Below are 15,016 nucleotides of genomic sequence, written 5' to 3' on the forward strand. Positions count from 1 at the left end.
ACTGCGATCAGTGCCGCACGCGGTAGGTGACGTGGGTCACGAACTCCTTCTCCACCGAGCTCACCAGTTCCAGGCCGAAGTCATCCGCGGGCGTGAGCACCGGCTCGCCGGCGCCGAGCACCAGCGGCGCGATGTGCAGCCGCAGCTCGTCGATCAGCCCGGCCGACAGGTACTGCCGCACGGTGGATGCGCCGCCGGCGATCGCCACCGGCTTGTCTCCCGCCGCGGCGCGAGCCTGCTCCATTGCCGACTCGATGCCCTCGGTGACGAAGTAGAACGTGGTGCCGCCCGCCATCACGAGCGGCTCACGCGGATAGTGGGTGAGCACGAAAACCGGCGCGTGGTACGGCGGTTCGTCGCCCCACCAGCCCTGCCAGTCGTAGTCCCACTCGCCGCGGTAGGGGGTGAACATGTTGCGGCCCATGATGAAGGCGCCCGCATCCAGGATCGCCGCGATCTCCGCGGCGTTCTCGTCGGGCCGCTCGAACATCCAGCGGTGCAGGTGTTCGCTACCGTCGCCGATCGGGTGCTCGAGGCTCTGGTTCGGGCCCGCCGCGTAGCCGTCGGTGGACACCCCGATGTCGCAGGTCACAATGGTCATACTCGATCGCTCCCGTTCGCCACGTTCATCCCCGCGACGGCCGCCGCGGAGTCGGCCGACCCGGCGAAACCGGCCACCGACACCAGAGTGGACGACATCGGCTCCTGCCGCAAGCATCCCCGCGGGCGTTACGGTCACACCCCTGCAGCCGCCGTCGCCACCTTGGCCGGCACCGGCTCGTGCCGCAGGTAGCCGCGCCGGAACCAGCCGCTGCCCGCGGTCAACGCCCGGAGCTCGATGGCATATCGCAGCAGTTCGGCATCCGGGATCTCGGCGCTCACCTCGGTGCGCTCACCGTCGACCGCGGTCGTGCCGGTCATGTGGCCGCGTCGGGTGGACAGGTCGGTCATCACCGCGCCCACGAAGGTGTCGGGCACGCTGATGGTCACCGTCGAGACCGGCTCGAGCAGCTGGATGCGACTGATCCGCGCGGCCTCCCGCAACGCCAGCGCGCCGGCGGCCTGAAACGCGGCATCCGACGAATCGACACTGTGCGTCTTGCCGCCCACCAGCGTCACCCGGATGTCCACCACGGGAAATCCCGCCGCCACACCCTTCTGCAGCTGCGCCCGCACGCCCTTCTCCACCGAGTCGATGTAGTGTCCGGGGATCGCGCCGCCGACGACCCGGTTCACGAACTCGAACCCGGCCCCGCGGGCGAGCGGTTCCACCTCGATGTCGCAGATGCCGAACTGGTCGTGGCCGCCGGACTGTTTGACGTGCCGGCCCCGGGCGGCGGCCGGCGTGGCGAATGTCTCTCGCAGCGGCGTGATCACGTCGACGGTTTGCACGTGCACGCCCTGGGCGCGCAGCCGGTCGAGCACCACTTCGGCGTGCGCCTCGCCCATGCACCACAGCACCAGCTGGTGGGTTTCGCTGTTGCGTTCCACTCGCAGGGTCGGGTCCACGGCGGCGACCTTGCCGAGGTTCTTGGCCAGCGCGTCGTCGTCGCTGTGCGCCTCGCCCTGCACGGCCACGGGCATCAGCGGTTCGGGCATCTCCCACGCCTCCACCAGCACCGGGTTCTCCCGGTCGGAGACGGTGTCGCCGGTCTCGGCGTCGGTGAGCCGGGTGAGCGCGCAGATGTCGCCCGCCACGCAGTACGGCACCGGCCGGAGGGTGGCGCCGAGCGGGGATTGCAGGTGGGTGACGCGTTCGTCGCTGTCGTGGTCCTGGTGGCCCCGGTCGGTGAGCCCGTGCCCGCCGATGTGCACGATGGAGTCTTCGCGCAGGGTGCCGGAGAAGATGCGCACCAGGCACACCCGGCCCAGGAACGAGTCGATGGTGGTGCGCACCACCTCGCCCACCAGCGGGCCGTTGGGGTCGCAGGCCACCGGCCCAACCGGGTGGCCGTCGAGGTCGGTCACCACCGGCAGCGCCCGCTCGAGCGGGGTGGGGAACGCGCCGGTGAGCAGGTCCAGCAGTTCGCCCAGGCCCACCCCGGTCTCCGCGGCGGTCGCCAGCACCGGGTAGAACCGCCCGCGGGCCACGGCGATCTCCAGGTCGGCGGTGAGGGTGTCCAGCGCGATCTCGGCGCCGCCGAGGTACCGGTCCAACAGGGTCTCGTCCTCGCTCTCGGCGATGATCCCCTCGATCAACGTCGCCCGCGCCGGCTCCGCGTCGGCGCGTTCGTCCGCGGTCGCCGGCCGCCCGCCGGTCTCCTGGGCCACGTCGTCGCTGCGCTCGGACACCGTGCCGGTCAGCAGGCTGAGCAGCCCGGTGATGCTGCCGCCGTGGCGGATCGGCACCGCCAGGGGCAGCACCGCCGCACCGAAGGCGTCCTGGCAGGCCGCGAGCACCGCGTCATACGAGGCCCGCGGATGATCGATCCGGCTGATGACGACCGCGCGCGGCATCCCGATCCGGTCGCACTCCGCCCAGAGCGCCGTGGTCGCGGCGTCGACCCCGTCCACGGCCGAGACCACGAACAGGGCCGCATCCGCCGCCCGCAGCCCGGCCCGCAGCTCGCCGATGAAGTCGGCGTAGCCCGGGGTGTCGAGCAGGTTCACCTTGATCTCGGCCACCGCCAGCGGCAGCACCGACAGCGTGACCGAGCGTTGCTGGTGAATCTCGGACGGGTCGGAGTCGCTCACCGTGCTGCCCGCCTCGATCGAGCCCAGCCGGGTGAGGGCGCCCGTGGCCGCGAGCAGCGCTTCGGCGAGCAGGGTCTTGCCGGCGCCGGAGCGGCCGACCAGGGCCACGTTGCGGATCTTCTCCGGCTGGTCGACCGGTGCGCCCGACGCTGATGCCCGCCGTTGCTCCGCGCCGCCGCGGCCCTTCGCCGCATCCTGTGTGCCTTTACCCGTCATGAGCAGCTCCCGACGTCGTCGTCTTGATGTGCACCGTTCTAACCGATTGATACCCACACCCGACCGAACGGCAAGGGCAGCCGGCCCGGGCCGTTACGCTCGATCCATGCGTTACCTGCCGGTGCTCCTGTTCGTGATCGGCTACCTCGTCGTGACTGCCCTCTGGCCGATCCCGCTCTGGGTCGCCGGGCTCTATCTCGTGGCCAGCATCGTCTGCTTCGTCGTGTACGCGGTCGACAAGTCCGCCGCTCGGGGCGATCGCCGGCGGGTGCCGGAGAAGACTCTGCTCGGGTTGGGCCTCATCGGCGGCTGGCCGGGCGCCATCGTCGCCCAGCAGACTCTGCGGCACAAGACCCAGAAGGTCAGCTTCCGCCGGGCGTTCTGGGCGACCGTGGTCGTGAACCTGGTGGTGTTCGCGGTTTTCGCCACGCCGGTGTTCTCTGTGCTCGTGGACTGGATCACGCGCTCGCTGTCGTAACAGCGGCAATTACGCGGCTCGGCACATCCGGGCCGTTACTCGGGCGAGGGCCGGGTGCGCGCCTGCAGCCACGTGGCGTGATCGCGCAGCCCGAACCGCACGCCCAGCCGGATCACCCAGAACAGGGCGAAGGCGACGAGCCCCACGGCAAGGGCGAGGATAAGAAAGTAGACGAGGATCCCCCATGAGCTGAACATGGGGCAAACCTACCAAGACACTCCGCGCCCGGCCCACCGGGTCGACACGCCGTTGCGCGGGCTGCACGCCGTTTCGCGGGTGGCGTGCCAGGCGCGCAGCGGCGCCTTGCCCGCGCATCACCATCCGCGGCACCCCGACGAGCCCCGCAGACATCCGCACCTCGGTGATCTGCCCCGAGTTCGGCTACCGCACCCCGCTCATCAGCCGCAGGATCGGCCGGGTGAACAGCGCCAGGATGGCGCCGAGCACGATGGCGATGCCACCGAGCACCCCGAAGTACAGCTGCTCGGGTGCCACCGCGTACCACTGGGCCAACAGCCCGGAGATCGCGCTGCCCAGGGCCACCGACAGGAAGAACAGCGCGACCATCTGCGTCTTGAACAGCTCGGGCGCGAGCTTGGTGGAGACCGACAGTCCCACCGGGGAGAGCAGCAGCTCGGCCACGGTGAAGACCAGCAGGATGCCCACCATCGCCAGCAGCGGAGTCGAGTTGGCCGCTCCCCCGGCGAACGGCAGGAACGCCAGGAAGGCGAGGCCCATGATCGCGGTGCCGAACGCGAACTTCACCGGGGTGGACGGCTGCTTGGCGCCCCACTTGGTCCAGAGCATGGCGAACACGCCCGACAACACGATGATGAAGACCGGGTTGATCGACTGCACCCACGACACCGGCATCTCCCAGCCGAGCAGCGTTCGGTCCAGGCGCACGTCGGAGTAGATCGTCACGACCGTGAACTGCTGTTGGTAGAGCGACCAGAACGCCACACTCGCAATGAACAGCGGGATGAACGCGTACACGCGCTTGCGTTCAACTGTGGTGATGCTCTTGTGGCTGAGAATCACGATGAAGTACGACACGGATGCCACGATCGTCACGCCGATCACGATGGTCACCAGGTTTGTGGCGGTGATGATCCCCGTGAGCACGAGCACCACTATGAGCACGATGGCCGCGGCGGCGATCAGCGCGTAGCGCGGGTACTGGCTGCGCGGCAGCGGCGCGGGCACCTGGCGCGACGACTCGGGCAGGTGCTTGCGCCCGAACGAGTACTGGGTCAGACCGATCGCCATGCCCACGGCGGCCAGGCCGAAGCCGTAGTGGAAGCCGATGGTGGACTGCAGCAGCCCGGTGAGGATCGGGCCGAAGAACGCGCCCAGGTTGATGCCGAGGTAGAACAGCGAGAAGCCGGCGTCGCGCCGGGGATCGTCCTTGCGGTACAGCGCCCCGACCACGGAGGTGGCATTGGCCTTGAGGCCGCCGCTGCCGAGCGCGATCATGATCAGGCCGACGATCACGCCGGCGACGCCGGGGATCAGGGCCAGGGCGAGGTGCCCCACCATGATCACGACGGCGCTCACATAGAGCACCCGCTCCGAGCCGGCCAGCCGGTCGGCGACCCAGGCGCCCAGGATCGTGGAGAGGTAGACCGCGCCGCCGTACGCGCCGACGATGCCCGCCGCCGTGGCCTGCGGAATGTCGAGGCCGCCCTCGGCCGCCGAGTAGTACAAATACAGCAGCAGGATGCCCTGCATCCCGTAGAACGAGAAGCGCTCCCACATCTCCACGCCGAAGATGCTCGCCAGCGCCCGGGGTTGACCGAAGAATCGGTGGTCGTCCTGGAGGGTGTCTGAATCAGGCTCCGCGATCTTCGTCATTGTCCTGACCCTACTCCGGGGGCGGGGGGCCAAGGTCCTTTAGGGTCGAGCGCGGGTGCCGCGCCGCTTCGCGGGTGGCGCGCCACCAGCGCAGCGGCGCATAGTCCGCGCATCGCCGGACGCCCCCACTTCTGACCCGGCCGGGCGCTAGCGAACCCCGCTCATCAGCCGCAGGATGGGCCGGGTGAACAGCCCCAGGATGATGCCCAGCACAATGGCGATGCCGCCGAGCACCCCGAAGTACAGCAGCTCGGGCGCGGTGGCGTACCACTGGGCCAGCACACCCGAAATGGCGGTGCCCAGGGCCACCGAGAGGAAGAACAGGGCCACCATCTGCGTCTTGAACAGCTCCGGCGCAAGCTTGGTGGAGACCGACAGCCCCACCGGCGAGAGCAGCAGCTCGGCAATCGTGAAGACCAGCAGAATGCCGATCAGCGCGAGCAACGGGGTGGAATTCGGCGCTCCCCCGGCGAACGGGAGGAACAACAGGAACGCCACGCCCATGATGCCCGTGCCGAACGCGAACTTCACCGGCGTGGACGGCTGCGACGCGCCCCAGCGGGTCCAGAGCGCGGCGAACACCCCCGACAGCACGATGATGAAGACTGGGTTGATCGACTGCACCCAGGGCACCGGCATCTCCCAGCCGAACAGGTTGCGGTTCAGCCGCTCGTCGGAGTAGATCGTCACGACCGTGAACTGCTGTTGATAGAGCGACCAGAACGCCACACTCGCGATGAACAGCGGGATGAACGCGTACACCCGGCGGCGTTCGACCGTGGAGATGTGCCGGTTGCTGAGGATCACGATGAAGTACGACACGGAGGCCACGATCGTCACCCCGATCACGATGGTCACCAGGTTCGACGCCGTGATGACGCCCGTGAGCACCAGCACCACGATCAGCACGATGCCCCCGGCCGCAATGGCCCCGTAGGGCAGGTACCGGCGTCGCGGCAGCGGGTCGGGCACCGCGCGGGATGAGGCGGGCAGACGCTTGCGGCCGAACGAGTACTGGGTGAGGCCGATCGCCATCCCCACCGCGGCCAGGCCGAAACCGTAGTGGAAGCCCAGGGTGGACTGCAGCAGCCCGGTGAGCAAGGGGCCGAAGAACGCGCCCAGGTTGATGCCGAGGTAGAAGATCGAGAACCCCGCATCGCGCCGGGGATCCTCCCGGCGGTAGAGCGTTCCCACCACCGACGTGGCGTTGGCCTTGAGACCGCCGCTGCCGAGGGCGATCAGGATGAGGCCCACGATCACGCCGGCGACATCCGGAATCAGGGCCAGGGCGATGTGCCCGCACATGATGATCACCGCACTGACGAAGAGCACCCGCTCGGAGCCGGCCAGCCGGTCGGCGACCCAGGCGCCCACGATGGTGGAGAGGTACACCGCCCCGCCGTACGCCCCGACGATCCCGGCCGCCGTGGCCTGCGGTATCCCGAGGCCGCCCTCGGTCGCCGAGTAGTAGAGGTAGAGCAGCAGGATGCCCTGCATCCCGTAGAAGGAGAACCGCTCCCACATCTCCACGCCGAAGATGCTGGCCAGCGCCCGCGGCTGACCGAAGAATCGGTGGTCGTCCTGTGCGATCTCTGGCCCAGGCTCGGCGATCTTCGCCATGCTGACAAGGTACGCCTGAGGCGCGCGGAGCACGACCTCTGGGTTGCGCCGAGCCTGCCCGGGCGCCGGGCGCGTGGGGCGGGCTCTGCGAGCGGTGGGTGGTTTTTCGGCCTTGCGGCGGCGGGCCACCCTTCAAGCTGCAAGACTTACCGCCTTGCGCGAGCCGGCTTCTAGCGCGGCCGCCCCGCACGAGCCCTAATCAAGCTCCAGCGCCAATCGCAACGCGTCGTTGATCTCATCAAGCTCGGCCCGACTGACGTGCCCGACGAGAGTGCCGAGACGCTCCGGCGCGACCGCTGCCGTCTGCTCGATGAGCATCTGGGTGGATTCCCCGCCGATTGTGATTGTCGGGCGAAAGCTCTGGGGTCTGGCCGAACGCGAGGTGGGCGCGACCAACACGGTCGAGAGCGTGAGGTCATCGGACTGCAGAACGATGGCGTAGCGCACACCTGCCTGCTCGTGTCCGCGGGTGCCTCGCGGTGCGGTCAGGCGGTGGATGTCACCACGCACGCAGGTCTTCCATCTCTTGGAGAACGGCACGGCTTTCGGCACGATCCGCCTCGTCCTCGAGCAGAACGGTGGATTCGTAGCGCATCTTCTCTCGCCGACGTAGGCGGGCAGCATCCACCAGCGCCTGACGAATAGCTGTGGACACCGTCGCGCCATCCGCGGTCAGCTCATCCAGAGCCCGCTGAGCGGGTTCATCGGTTCTGAAATTGATGACGGCCATGGAACAAGAATACGACAGCACGTAAGACAAATCCACTACACGATTCGTTTTTCTCCAGCCCACGGGTGGGCCTCAGATGAGGCGCACTCTCGACTTTTCCGCCCGCGCTAGTCAATCCCCAGTTGCACCAGTAGCCGAGGAAAGTCCGTGACGAGCGCATTCCAGACGATCTGGTAATCGGTGTTCGCGTAGTCATGGGCGAGGTAGTTACGCATAGCCCGCAGCTCCGTCCACGCCACGCGTGGGTGCTGGTCCCGATAGGCCTCAGGCAACCGCTCGACGGCGGTCTGCAGGTCGATCACGATGGCTTTCGCCGCGAGCTGCTGGGTGCGATCGGCTCGGTCGAAGAACACTTCTCGCCCGCGAGCCGTGATGAGGTTCGCGTGACGAACCAGATCCCGGATGTCGGCCAGCAGCGCATCCGTCCGGTCGAATTCGTGAGTCATTGTGCCACGCTCCCGCGGGCCCGGTCGCTCACAATGGCACCGCCTCGGCGACGGCCCGGTCCCGGATGGCGCCCTCGGCCCTGTCACTCATCACGTCGACGTGCATGCCGAGAAGCGTCTCGAGATCGAGCACCAGTCCGGCCGCATCGAGGATGGATGCGTCCGGGGCGAAGGTGACGAGGAGGTCGATGTCGCTGCCGACGACATCCGTGCCCCGGGCGACGCTGCCGAAGACCCGCACGGCGCCGGCCCTGCGGCTGCCGGCCAGTTCGATCACGCGGTCCCGCTCGCGCTGCAGCACCACCGACGGCCGCTCAGCGGCGGCGTCCAGGATGCGGGCCAGCGTCTCGGGTCGCGGTTGCACGCGGCCGGCCTCGTACGCAGAGAGATTGGGCTGCGGCACCCCCGCGCGGAGGGCCAACTCGCTCTGCGAGAGTCCGGCCCGTGCGCGCGCTTCGAGAATCCGCGTCGCTATGCTCATGCCGGAATTATAGCCCGGGACTATAAGCGGATGCGAGATGCCCGCCCACGCCCGAGCGCCGTGCCACCCGGCGCTTCGGGCCGATATCCCGAACCCTGTGCCTACAGTTCGCCTTACCGCGGCCTACGCAACCGGATGGGCCCCTTGGCGGTCGACGGATCGACCACCGACCCGCCCTGGGTGATCTGCAGCTCCCCGCGGGCCACCATTCGGCGGGCGGCGCGCCGGGCCGGCTCCATCAGATCGCGCCACTCGTCGCCGCCGATGGCTCGGGCCGCGTCGGACGGACAGGTCGTGGCATCCTGCGCTCGGGCCGCCAGCAACGTGCCGATGGTGTCTTCCAGCTGGCGGTCGGTGTCGTCAACCCGGTGGGCGCGGCACGCGTCGGAGCAGTACTTCACCGCATCCCAGTTGTCGGCCCACTTCGCGCGCCACTCGATGCGCCGTCCGCAGGAGGCGCAGGTCTTCTCCGACCGTTCGCCGGCAGGGTCAGACGAGGCGGATGCGCGTTGACGGTGGGCCATGCCTTCTATCCTGCGTGATCGGGCCCCTGAGCGGGTAGAGCCACCCCTCGAGGTGAGCCCCCGTGGTTCACTGCACCTCGTACCGGCGACCGCGCCCGCTAGAGCGGGCGCGGTCGCCCACACGAGGTGCAGTCACGGCCCCCAGCCCCTCGCGCGCTGGCAAAACGCGTCATCGGGCCCTTGAGCGGGTAGAGCCCCTACTGCGCAGGCGCCACGTCGATGAGCACCTTCCCCACCACGCCGCTCTCCACGAGCGCATGGGCATCCGCCGTGTGTACCAGGTCGGTGCGGTGCAGCGGCAGCCCGGCCTCCTCCCCCACGGCGAGCGCGCCGTCAACGAGGGCCGCGTTGATGTCCTCGGCCGCCGCCCGAATCTCGTCCATGCCCACGGTGTACAGCAGCACGAACTGGTAGCGCACGTTGAGGCTGAAGTGCCGGCGCACGTCGAGGGTCATCTGGTCGCCGCCGTTGTTGGCGTACACGGCGATCGACCCGCGGTTGCGGATGACGGCCAGGTCCAGCTCCGCGTTCTGGGCGGGTGCCACCTCCACGATCTGGTCCACGCCGTCCGGGGCGATGGCCCGAATCTGGCCGACGATGTCGTGGTCGGTGTAGGTGAGCACGTGCTGCGCGCCCGCGGCGGTTGCCAGCGCGGCCTTGGCCGGTGAGCTCACTGTCGTGATCACGGATGCTCCGGCCCACCGGGCCAGCTGGATCGCGGCGTGCCCCACCGCACCGGCGCCGCCGGCCACGAGCACGGTCTTGCCCGAAAGCGCACCCGGATGCAGCCGGCGCGGGCCGTCTTCGGCCACCGTCAACGCGCGGTGCGCCGTGATCGCCGGCACCCCGAGGCTCGCGCCCTGGTCGAAGCTCGCATTCGCCGGCAAGGCAAAGACGCGCTCCGCGGGCAGCACAGCCAACTCCTGAGCGGACCCACTGTTCGCGCGCTGGTACGCGGCGAGCGCCAGCCAGACCCCGTCGCCGACCGCCACGTGCTCCACCCCGGCGCCGACCGCATCCACGACCCCAGCACCGTCCTGATTGGGCACCACTTCGTCGAACGCCAGTTTCTCGCCCGGCGCCGCGCCCTGGCGCGACTTCCAGTCGGTGGGGTTCACCCCGCTCACCACGATGCGCACCCGCACCTCGCCGGCGCCCGGTTCGGCCACCGGCCGATCCACGAGCTGAAGCACGGACGGGTCACCGGTCTGGCTGTACACAATGGCTTTCATGTGAGAGGCAACGCTGGCGCGGGTGGAATGTTTCCCGGCCTGCCCATTTGGCGGCGCTGCCTCGTTGGCTCAGCCCGATCGCGCGGGGTTCGGCCGATCCACGCGTTCCGCGGGCTACGCGCCGTTTCGCGCCCAGCGCGCCACCCGCGCAACGGCGCAAGACCCGCGCAACGCCAACCGCCCGCGCGCAGCTGCGCCCGACCCGCGCAGCGGCAGCTCTTCGGGCGGCGCACGCACCCCCGCGTCAGGCCGAGCGACCCCGTTCAGTGCGGTGCACGCTATCGACCACCCCCTCCGCCGCACAAGTCGGCACTTGCGCCGACTAGCAATCCCCCGCGACTGAGCGGATGGTTGCAGGCACCCGTTCATCGTCGCTCCCGGGCCCGCACCGCCGGTGCGGCTCCCACCAATGCACGACACGGGCACGGAAGAATTGTCGAAACCTGGGTGAAGATCAGATGAGCAGCAACTCAACTAGCACCATGTCCGTGCGCTCGCTTCGGATCTGGAGCGGCATCGGAGCGGGCATCCTCACCGCCGGGCTCATACTCCTCGCCTTCGGCGTCGCGTTCTGGAAACCGCTGAGCACCGCACCCGACCTCTGGGCGATGACAACCTGGGCACTGGTCGGGGTGGGCCTGATCGTGACGGTCATCGCCACGGCCACGCTGGCCACCAGATCACGCCGGGAATAGCCGACCATGCAATCCGCGAAGGAACCCATGGACGAGACCTCCGACCGCGCCCAGACTCAACGGCAACTTGACACCATCACTGCACGCATCGACGCACACGTGTTGAACTCCCAGCGCATGACGGATGCGCGCCAGGTCACGGCCGAGCACCGCGATGCCGGCAAAGGGGCGGTGGAACAGGCCCTGTCCGAGCGGGGCCTGCCGGGCGCCGCCGAGCAGGGCAGAGCGCTGGTGTTCGGACTCGCCTCACTCGCGCGGTTGAACCGCAAACGCCTCCGGCTCGAGACGCGCATCGCGGCCATGGAACCAGACGTTGCTGCAGGCCGGGAGGAGCTGGAGCGCCAGGAGAAGCTCTAGAGCCGGAGGAGCCGCGACGCCGGGCGAACTCGGAGCTACACTCACTGCGCGGGCGACTCCGGGGCTCGCGCCGCGCCCGCACCACACTGTCTTCTCCGTGCAAGAAAGCAGGCCGCCATGACCGTCCCGCGACTTCTCCTCCTTGCCGGCATCGCGCTGCTCTGCTACCTCCTGGGCACACGGGCCGGCCGAAAACGATCAGAGCAGATCCGCGAGAGCGCCCGCAAGGTCTGGCACTCCCCCGAGTCGAAGAAGGCCCGGGGCACGCTGCAGAAGCTGGCTAAGCGCAACGCGAAGAAGATCGATAAGGCCGTTCACCACTAGCTGGCGCTGAGCCTGTCAACGTAATTCCGCTACCCGACCTCGAAAACGCGCCCCTCTCGCTGGTCGAGCTCGTCGAGACCCCGGAACCTGACCTCACCAACGCACTCTTCTCGCGGGATCTCGACAGGCTCGATCAGCGGGGCTGTCGCGCCCCTCTCGCTGGTCGAGCTCGTCGAGACCCCGTAACCCGACCTCGAAACCTAAACGTCGACGTCCGCTACCCCGCGCGTCGCACCAACCGGCAACCCCGGCACCCGAGCCCCCGCAAGTCTCCGGGTCATCTGCAAATAGTCCGGCCTCACCGTAACCCGGCCGCCCACCGCCAGCTGTCGCCGGGTCTCACCCAGCAGATGCTCCACCGCCTGTTCCAGCCGCTCGTACCTCTCCACCCCATAGTCCTCGTGCTTATCGGGCAGGCCTTTGCCCTTCTCCCGCATCGAATACGAGTGGTGCCGCACGAGCATCGCGGCCAGCTGAACCTCCGCGCCGCCGACGAGTTGCAGCTGGCCCACCCCGATCCGCACACCCTCGTGCGCGTTCTCCAGCTTCGCCAGGTCGACCGGTGCCCCCTTGCTGCCCACGAGGTGCAGCATCCGCAGGGCCTGCGAGGTCACCTCGACGGTGGCATCGCGCAGATTGTCCATCTGCATGTCGTGTCGTTTGGTGCGGCGGGCCATCACAGACTTGATACTTTCCGCCACGATAACCGACAGCGCGGCCCCGGCGAACGCGCCCACGGCGATCGGCCAGGTGGCCAGGTCGAATCCCGGAATGGCCGCGGCGAACGAGGCGGTGTCACTGATCATGACCCCACCCTAGAGCAGCGGATCAGCCGCGAACGGCCGCCGGCGCCGGGCCCGGCGGCCGCTCTAACGTCAGACGGCCCCGGCGCCCAGGGCGATGTCGAAACCGGCGCCATTCCGCGCCACGCCCACCAGCAGGATGCCGGCCCATTCCAGGGCGTGGGTCATCTCGAGCCCGCCGGCGTCGCGGGGCCGCATCCCCAGGCTCTCCAGGAACGCTGCGACCTGTGCCTTCGCCTCAGCGCCGTCGCCGGCGAAGAACAGGTCCACCGGCTTGTCCTCGGCAATCACGCCGCCGAAGATCGTATTGAACGCCTTCACCACGTGTGCGCCGTCAGGCGCCACGGCGGCGATCTGCTGGGCCACCGAGTTGCCCGGCGTCGTCACGACCCCAATGCCGTCGGCGTTGAACGGGTTGGTGATGTCCACGAGCGTCTTGCCGGCCAGGGCGTCGCCGTAGTGCGTCACCACGTCAACCGCGGCCTGGTACAGCACGGCCAAAACGACGATGTCCCCCGCCGGCCGGGCGCCATAAGTGCCGACGGTGGCGCCGTGGCCGATCTTCTCGGCGAGCGCCTGAGCCGTGGCGATGTTGCGGCTCATGAGCTCGACGGTGTGGCCGTGCGTCGCCGCGCGGGTGCCGATGGCGGTGGCCATGTTGCCCGAGCCGATGATGCTGATGGTGGTCATGGCGTGTAATCCCTTGGTGTGGTTGGAGCAGGTAATCGTGGGTCCGTGCCGGCTCGATATTATGTACACCGTTCGGTGTGGTTAACGTATCCGGCGGATGCGCGGAGTGTCAAGTTATGCACACCGATCGGTACCCGAGTGGGCTACGCTGGACCCATGACGGAGTTGGAGAAGGGCCCGCAAGGCCTCCGCCGCGGCCGGGGCGCACACGAGCGCATCCTCAGCGCGTCCCAACAGCTGTTCCCCGAGCAAGGCATCAACAGCACCGGAATCGACCAGATCTGCGCGGTGGCAGGCGTGTCCAAGCGCACGCTCTACCAGCACTTCGGCGGCAAAGACGAGCTCATCGCCGAGTACCTGCGCCGATTCGATCCCGACATCATGCCCGGCGTCTTCGACAACACCGCCCTCACCCCCCGCGAGCGTCTCCTCGCCGTCTTCGACATCCACCCGACGCTATGCCCGTTCATCAGGACGGCCGTCGAAATCCAGGACCCGGGCCACCCCGCACGTATCCTCGCCCGCGACCGCAAAGAGGGCATGGCGGCGCGGTTCACCGCCACGGCCCGCGAGGCCGGCGTCGCCCACCCCGAACAGCTCGGCGAGCAGTTGGCGCTCCTCCTCGACGGCGCGTCCGCCCGCGGCCGTGCGCTCAACACGGATGCGTTCGACACCGCCGCCGCCATCGCGCTCGTGCTCATCGACAACGCCCTCCCCGCCGCGGCGGTACCGGTCGGCGCCAGCGCTGGCGAGCAGCCGAGCCCGGCTTAGGGCGCAACTCTCAGGTCGCCGCACGACCGCGGACCGGCTCTCAGCGAGGTGCCCCTCCGCCGGTCAAGCCTGTCGAGACGCCGCACGCCGCTGTCCAGCCCGCACCGCGTCCATCCCCAAGTCCACCAGGTCCGCCGCCTTCAACCCCGGCCACCCATGCACAATCCGCATCCACTCCCCCGGCACCGCCGAAGCACCCCACCGAGCCCCGACCAACTCGCCGGCAATCGCCGCCACGGTGTCGGTGTCCCGGCCACCCCGCACCGCAGCCGCCAACGCCAGCTGCAACTGGCTCGCATCCGTCTCCGGTGCAGAGCGAATCGCCGACCAGGCCGCCTGCAACGCCTGCACCACCCAGCCGTTCCGGTCAAAGTATGCAGGCGGATGCGCTTCCGCCTCGTCGATCAATCCGGCCCACCGCTCTCGTCGTTCCTCCGGCAACGCGCCGAGCCCCACCCGCACGTCCAGCTCTGCCTCAAGCACGGCATGCCGAATCGCCAGGCACCAGAGCACGCAGGCGTCGCCGGCATCCGCTTCGATGTGGGTGAGATCGCTGATCGCCCGGGCGGCGACGGCCAAGACATCCGGGTCATCGAGGTAGGCCAGCGCCACCGGGGCGGTGCGCATCAGCGACCCATTGCCGGCGCTGCGGCCGTTGAGCTCATGGTGCTTCTGCGCTGAGATCCGCACGCCGGCCGCCGTAGGCGCCGCGCTGCCGAGCACCGCGCGCAGCTGAATGCCCACATCCGGAGCGGTGCGCGCCCAGTCCACCCACTGCGCCACGATCTCGTCGAGCACCCGCTCATCGGCTAAGTCCCGGCCGGCGGCTACAGCCCGGGCGATCGGCACCGCCATCGAGGTGTCGTCGGTCCACTCACCGGGCGCCCAATCGAACTGGCCGCCGCCCTTCATCGTGACCGCGGCACCGTCTGGCAGCGGCGGCCCGAACTCATAGCCGGCGCCGAGCGCGTCGCCGCAGGCCAGGCCCAGGAGCACTCCGACGGCGCGGTCGGTCTGCGTGGTGGTGAGTGTCATGGCAACCCCCTCGTGATCACATGCTGATCACTTCGACCGTATCGCTGCGGCAGCCCCGGCCACTAC

Annotated in this window: 19 protein-coding genes; 5 read left to right on the forward strand and 14 right to left on the reverse strand. The window is 69.1% G+C overall.

Annotated features, from left to right (window positions below; all coding sequences use genetic code 11):
* Window positions 1-7: 7 nt before the first annotated feature.
* Both BJQ94_RS13590 and BJQ94_RS13595 read right to left on the reverse strand, forming a co-directional pair.
* Window positions 8-601 (reverse strand): dihydrofolate reductase family protein, encoded by a 594-nt coding sequence (locus BJQ94_RS13590; RefSeq protein ID WP_265399190.1) that lies wholly within the window; start codon window positions 599-601, stop codon window positions 8-10.
* Between the two features lie 134 nt (window positions 602-735).
* Window positions 736-2,910, reverse strand: a complete 2,175-nt coding sequence (locus BJQ94_RS13595) for an elongation factor G-like protein EF-G2 (protein ID WP_265399191.1) — start codon at window positions 2,908-2,910, stop codon at window positions 736-738.
* 106 nt (window positions 2,911-3,016) lie between these two features.
* On the opposite strand from BJQ94_RS13595, the gene BJQ94_RS13600 reads away from it, so the two are divergent.
* Window positions 3,017-3,388, forward strand: coding sequence for a DUF1294 domain-containing protein (locus tag BJQ94_RS13600; RefSeq protein ID WP_265399192.1), 372 nt, complete (start codon window positions 3,017-3,019; stop codon window positions 3,386-3,388).
* Between the two features lie 35 nt (window positions 3,389-3,423).
* Here the strand turns inward: BJQ94_RS13600 and BJQ94_RS13605 are convergent, their stop codons facing one another.
* The 9 genes from BJQ94_RS13605 to BJQ94_RS13645 form a co-directional block, all read right to left on the reverse strand.
* Complete coding sequence (locus tag BJQ94_RS13605; RefSeq protein WP_265399193.1) at window positions 3,424-3,585, reverse strand: hypothetical protein; 162 nt, start codon at window positions 3,583-3,585, stop codon at window positions 3,424-3,426.
* A 184-nt stretch (window positions 3,586-3,769) separates the two neighbouring features.
* Window positions 3,770-5,242 carry a peptide MFS transporter gene (locus BJQ94_RS13610; protein WP_265399194.1) on the reverse strand — a complete coding sequence of 491 codons (1,473 nt, stop codon included), beginning with the start codon at window positions 5,240-5,242 and terminating at the stop codon, window positions 3,770-3,772.
* Between the two features lie 147 nt (window positions 5,243-5,389).
* Entirely contained in the window at window positions 5,390-6,862 is a 1,473-nt protein-coding gene (locus BJQ94_RS13615; protein ID WP_265399195.1) for a peptide MFS transporter, read from the reverse strand.
* Window positions 6,863-7,057: 195 nt separating this feature from the next.
* Complete coding sequence (locus BJQ94_RS13620) at window positions 7,058-7,309, reverse strand: type II toxin-antitoxin system PemK/MazF family toxin (RefSeq protein ID WP_265399196.1); 252 nt, start codon at window positions 7,307-7,309, stop codon at window positions 7,058-7,060.
* Between the two features lie 52 nt (window positions 7,310-7,361).
* Window positions 7,362-7,592, reverse strand: coding sequence for a hypothetical protein (locus tag BJQ94_RS13625; protein ID WP_265399197.1), 231 nt, complete (start codon window positions 7,590-7,592; stop codon window positions 7,362-7,364).
* Window positions 7,593-7,699: 107 nt separating this feature from the next.
* The gene (locus BJQ94_RS13630) at window positions 7,700-8,038 is read right to left on the reverse strand and encodes a HepT-like ribonuclease domain-containing protein (RefSeq protein WP_265399198.1); all 339 of its coding nucleotides are present in this window, start codon (window positions 8,036-8,038) and stop codon (window positions 7,700-7,702) included.
* Window positions 8,039-8,066: 28 nt separating this feature from the next.
* Window positions 8,067-8,519 (reverse strand): helix-turn-helix domain-containing protein, encoded by a 453-nt coding sequence (locus tag BJQ94_RS13635; RefSeq protein WP_265399199.1) that lies wholly within the window; start codon window positions 8,517-8,519, stop codon window positions 8,067-8,069.
* Between the two features lie 113 nt (window positions 8,520-8,632).
* Window positions 8,633-9,043 (reverse strand): DUF2256 and DUF3253 domain-containing protein, encoded by a 411-nt coding sequence (locus BJQ94_RS13640; RefSeq protein WP_265399200.1) that lies wholly within the window; start codon window positions 9,041-9,043, stop codon window positions 8,633-8,635.
* A 197-nt stretch (window positions 9,044-9,240) separates the two neighbouring features.
* Window positions 9,241-10,275 (reverse strand): NADPH:quinone reductase, encoded by a 1,035-nt coding sequence (locus BJQ94_RS13645; RefSeq protein WP_265399201.1) that lies wholly within the window; start codon window positions 10,273-10,275, stop codon window positions 9,241-9,243.
* 482 nt (window positions 10,276-10,757) lie between these two features.
* Between BJQ94_RS13645 and BJQ94_RS13650 the strand changes: the two genes are divergently transcribed.
* From BJQ94_RS13650 to BJQ94_RS13660, 3 genes are all read left to right on the forward strand, one after another.
* On the forward strand, window positions 10,758-10,970 hold the full coding sequence (locus tag BJQ94_RS13650; RefSeq protein WP_265399202.1) for a hypothetical protein: 213 nt from the start codon (window positions 10,758-10,760) through the stop codon (window positions 10,968-10,970).
* Window positions 10,971-10,997: 27 nt separating this feature from the next.
* Window positions 10,998-11,327, forward strand: a complete 330-nt coding sequence (locus BJQ94_RS13655) for a hypothetical protein (RefSeq protein ID WP_265399203.1) — start codon at window positions 10,998-11,000, stop codon at window positions 11,325-11,327.
* 117 nt (window positions 11,328-11,444) lie between these two features.
* A complete protein-coding gene (locus tag BJQ94_RS13660) occupies window positions 11,445-11,651 on the forward strand; it encodes a hypothetical protein (protein WP_265399204.1) in 207 nt (68 codons plus the stop codon).
* A gap of 200 nt (window positions 11,652-11,851) precedes the next feature.
* On the opposite strand, the gene BJQ94_RS13665 is transcribed toward BJQ94_RS13660, so the two are convergent.
* Together BJQ94_RS13665 and BJQ94_RS13670 are read right to left on the reverse strand one after the other, a co-directional pair.
* Complete coding sequence (locus BJQ94_RS13665) at window positions 11,852-12,457, reverse strand: hypothetical protein (protein ID WP_265399205.1); 606 nt, start codon at window positions 12,455-12,457, stop codon at window positions 11,852-11,854.
* Between the two features lie 69 nt (window positions 12,458-12,526).
* Window positions 12,527-13,144, reverse strand: coding sequence for an NAD(P)-binding domain-containing protein (locus BJQ94_RS13670; RefSeq protein WP_265399206.1), 618 nt, complete (start codon window positions 13,142-13,144; stop codon window positions 12,527-12,529).
* Between the two features lie 156 nt (window positions 13,145-13,300).
* On the opposite strand from BJQ94_RS13670, the gene BJQ94_RS13675 reads away from it, so the two are divergent.
* Complete coding sequence (locus tag BJQ94_RS13675; RefSeq protein WP_265399207.1) at window positions 13,301-13,915, forward strand: TetR/AcrR family transcriptional regulator; 615 nt, start codon at window positions 13,301-13,303, stop codon at window positions 13,913-13,915.
* A gap of 63 nt (window positions 13,916-13,978) precedes the next feature.
* Here the strand turns inward: BJQ94_RS13675 and BJQ94_RS13680 are convergent, their stop codons facing one another.
* Window positions 13,979-14,950: an ADP-ribosylglycohydrolase family protein gene (locus tag BJQ94_RS13680; RefSeq protein WP_265399208.1), complete on the reverse strand. Its 972-nt coding sequence runs from the start codon at window positions 14,948-14,950 to the stop codon at window positions 13,979-13,981.
* Between the last annotated feature and the right edge of the window lie 66 nt (window positions 14,951-15,016).

It is taken from the genome of Cryobacterium sp. SO2 (genome assembly GCF_026151165.2).
Taxonomy (GTDB): domain Bacteria; phylum Actinomycetota; class Actinomycetes; order Actinomycetales; family Microbacteriaceae; genus Cryobacterium.

What these genes read in the sequence shown, in the direction of transcription:
- BJQ94_RS13590 (WP_265399190.1), bottom strand. Translation starts at nt 601, where the DNA reads ATGACCATTGTGACCTGCGACATCGGGGTGTCCACCGACGGCTACGCG.
- BJQ94_RS13595 (WP_265399191.1), bottom strand. Translation starts at nt 2,910, where the DNA reads ATGACGGGTAAAGGCACACAGGATGCGGCGAAGGGCCGCGGCGGCGCG.
- BJQ94_RS13600 (WP_265399192.1), top strand. Translation starts at nt 3,017, where the DNA reads ATGCGTTACCTGCCGGTGCTCCTGTTCGTGATCGGCTACCTCGTCGTG.
- BJQ94_RS13605 (WP_265399193.1), bottom strand. Translation starts at nt 3,585, where the DNA reads ATGTTCAGCTCATGGGGGATCCTCGTCTACTTTCTTATCCTCGCCCTT.
- BJQ94_RS13610 (WP_265399194.1), bottom strand. Translation starts at nt 5,242, where the DNA reads ATGACGAAGATCGCGGAGCCTGATTCAGACACCCTCCAGGACGACCAC.
- BJQ94_RS13615 (WP_265399195.1), bottom strand. Translation starts at nt 6,862, where the DNA reads ATGGCGAAGATCGCCGAGCCTGGGCCAGAGATCGCACAGGACGACCAC.
- BJQ94_RS13625 (WP_265399197.1), bottom strand. Translation starts at nt 7,592, where the DNA reads ATGGCCGTCATCAATTTCAGAACCGATGAACCCGCTCAGCGGGCTCTG.
- BJQ94_RS13630 (WP_265399198.1), bottom strand. Translation starts at nt 8,038, where the DNA reads ATGACTCACGAATTCGACCGGACGGATGCGCTGCTGGCCGACATCCGG.
- BJQ94_RS13635 (WP_265399199.1), bottom strand. Translation starts at nt 8,519, where the DNA reads ATGAGCATAGCGACGCGGATTCTCGAAGCGCGCGCACGGGCCGGACTC.
- BJQ94_RS13640 (WP_265399200.1), bottom strand. Translation starts at nt 9,043, where the DNA reads ATGGCCCACCGTCAACGCGCATCCGCCTCGTCTGACCCTGCCGGCGAA.
- BJQ94_RS13645 (WP_265399201.1), bottom strand. Translation starts at nt 10,275, where the DNA reads ATGAAAGCCATTGTGTACAGCCAGACCGGTGACCCGTCCGTGCTTCAG.
- BJQ94_RS13650 (WP_265399202.1), top strand. Translation starts at nt 10,758, where the DNA reads ATGTCCGTGCGCTCGCTTCGGATCTGGAGCGGCATCGGAGCGGGCATC.
- BJQ94_RS13655 (WP_265399203.1), top strand. Translation starts at nt 10,998, where the DNA reads ATGGACGAGACCTCCGACCGCGCCCAGACTCAACGGCAACTTGACACC.
- BJQ94_RS13660 (WP_265399204.1), top strand. Translation starts at nt 11,445, where the DNA reads ATGACCGTCCCGCGACTTCTCCTCCTTGCCGGCATCGCGCTGCTCTGC.
- BJQ94_RS13665 (WP_265399205.1), bottom strand. Translation starts at nt 12,457, where the DNA reads ATGATCAGTGACACCGCCTCGTTCGCCGCGGCCATTCCGGGATTCGAC.
- BJQ94_RS13670 (WP_265399206.1), bottom strand. Translation starts at nt 13,144, where the DNA reads ATGACCACCATCAGCATCATCGGCTCGGGCAACATGGCCACCGCCATC.
- BJQ94_RS13675 (WP_265399207.1), top strand. Translation starts at nt 13,301, where the DNA reads ATGACGGAGTTGGAGAAGGGCCCGCAAGGCCTCCGCCGCGGCCGGGGC.
- BJQ94_RS13680 (WP_265399208.1), bottom strand. Translation starts at nt 14,950, where the DNA reads ATGACACTCACCACCACGCAGACCGACCGCGCCGTCGGAGTGCTCCTG.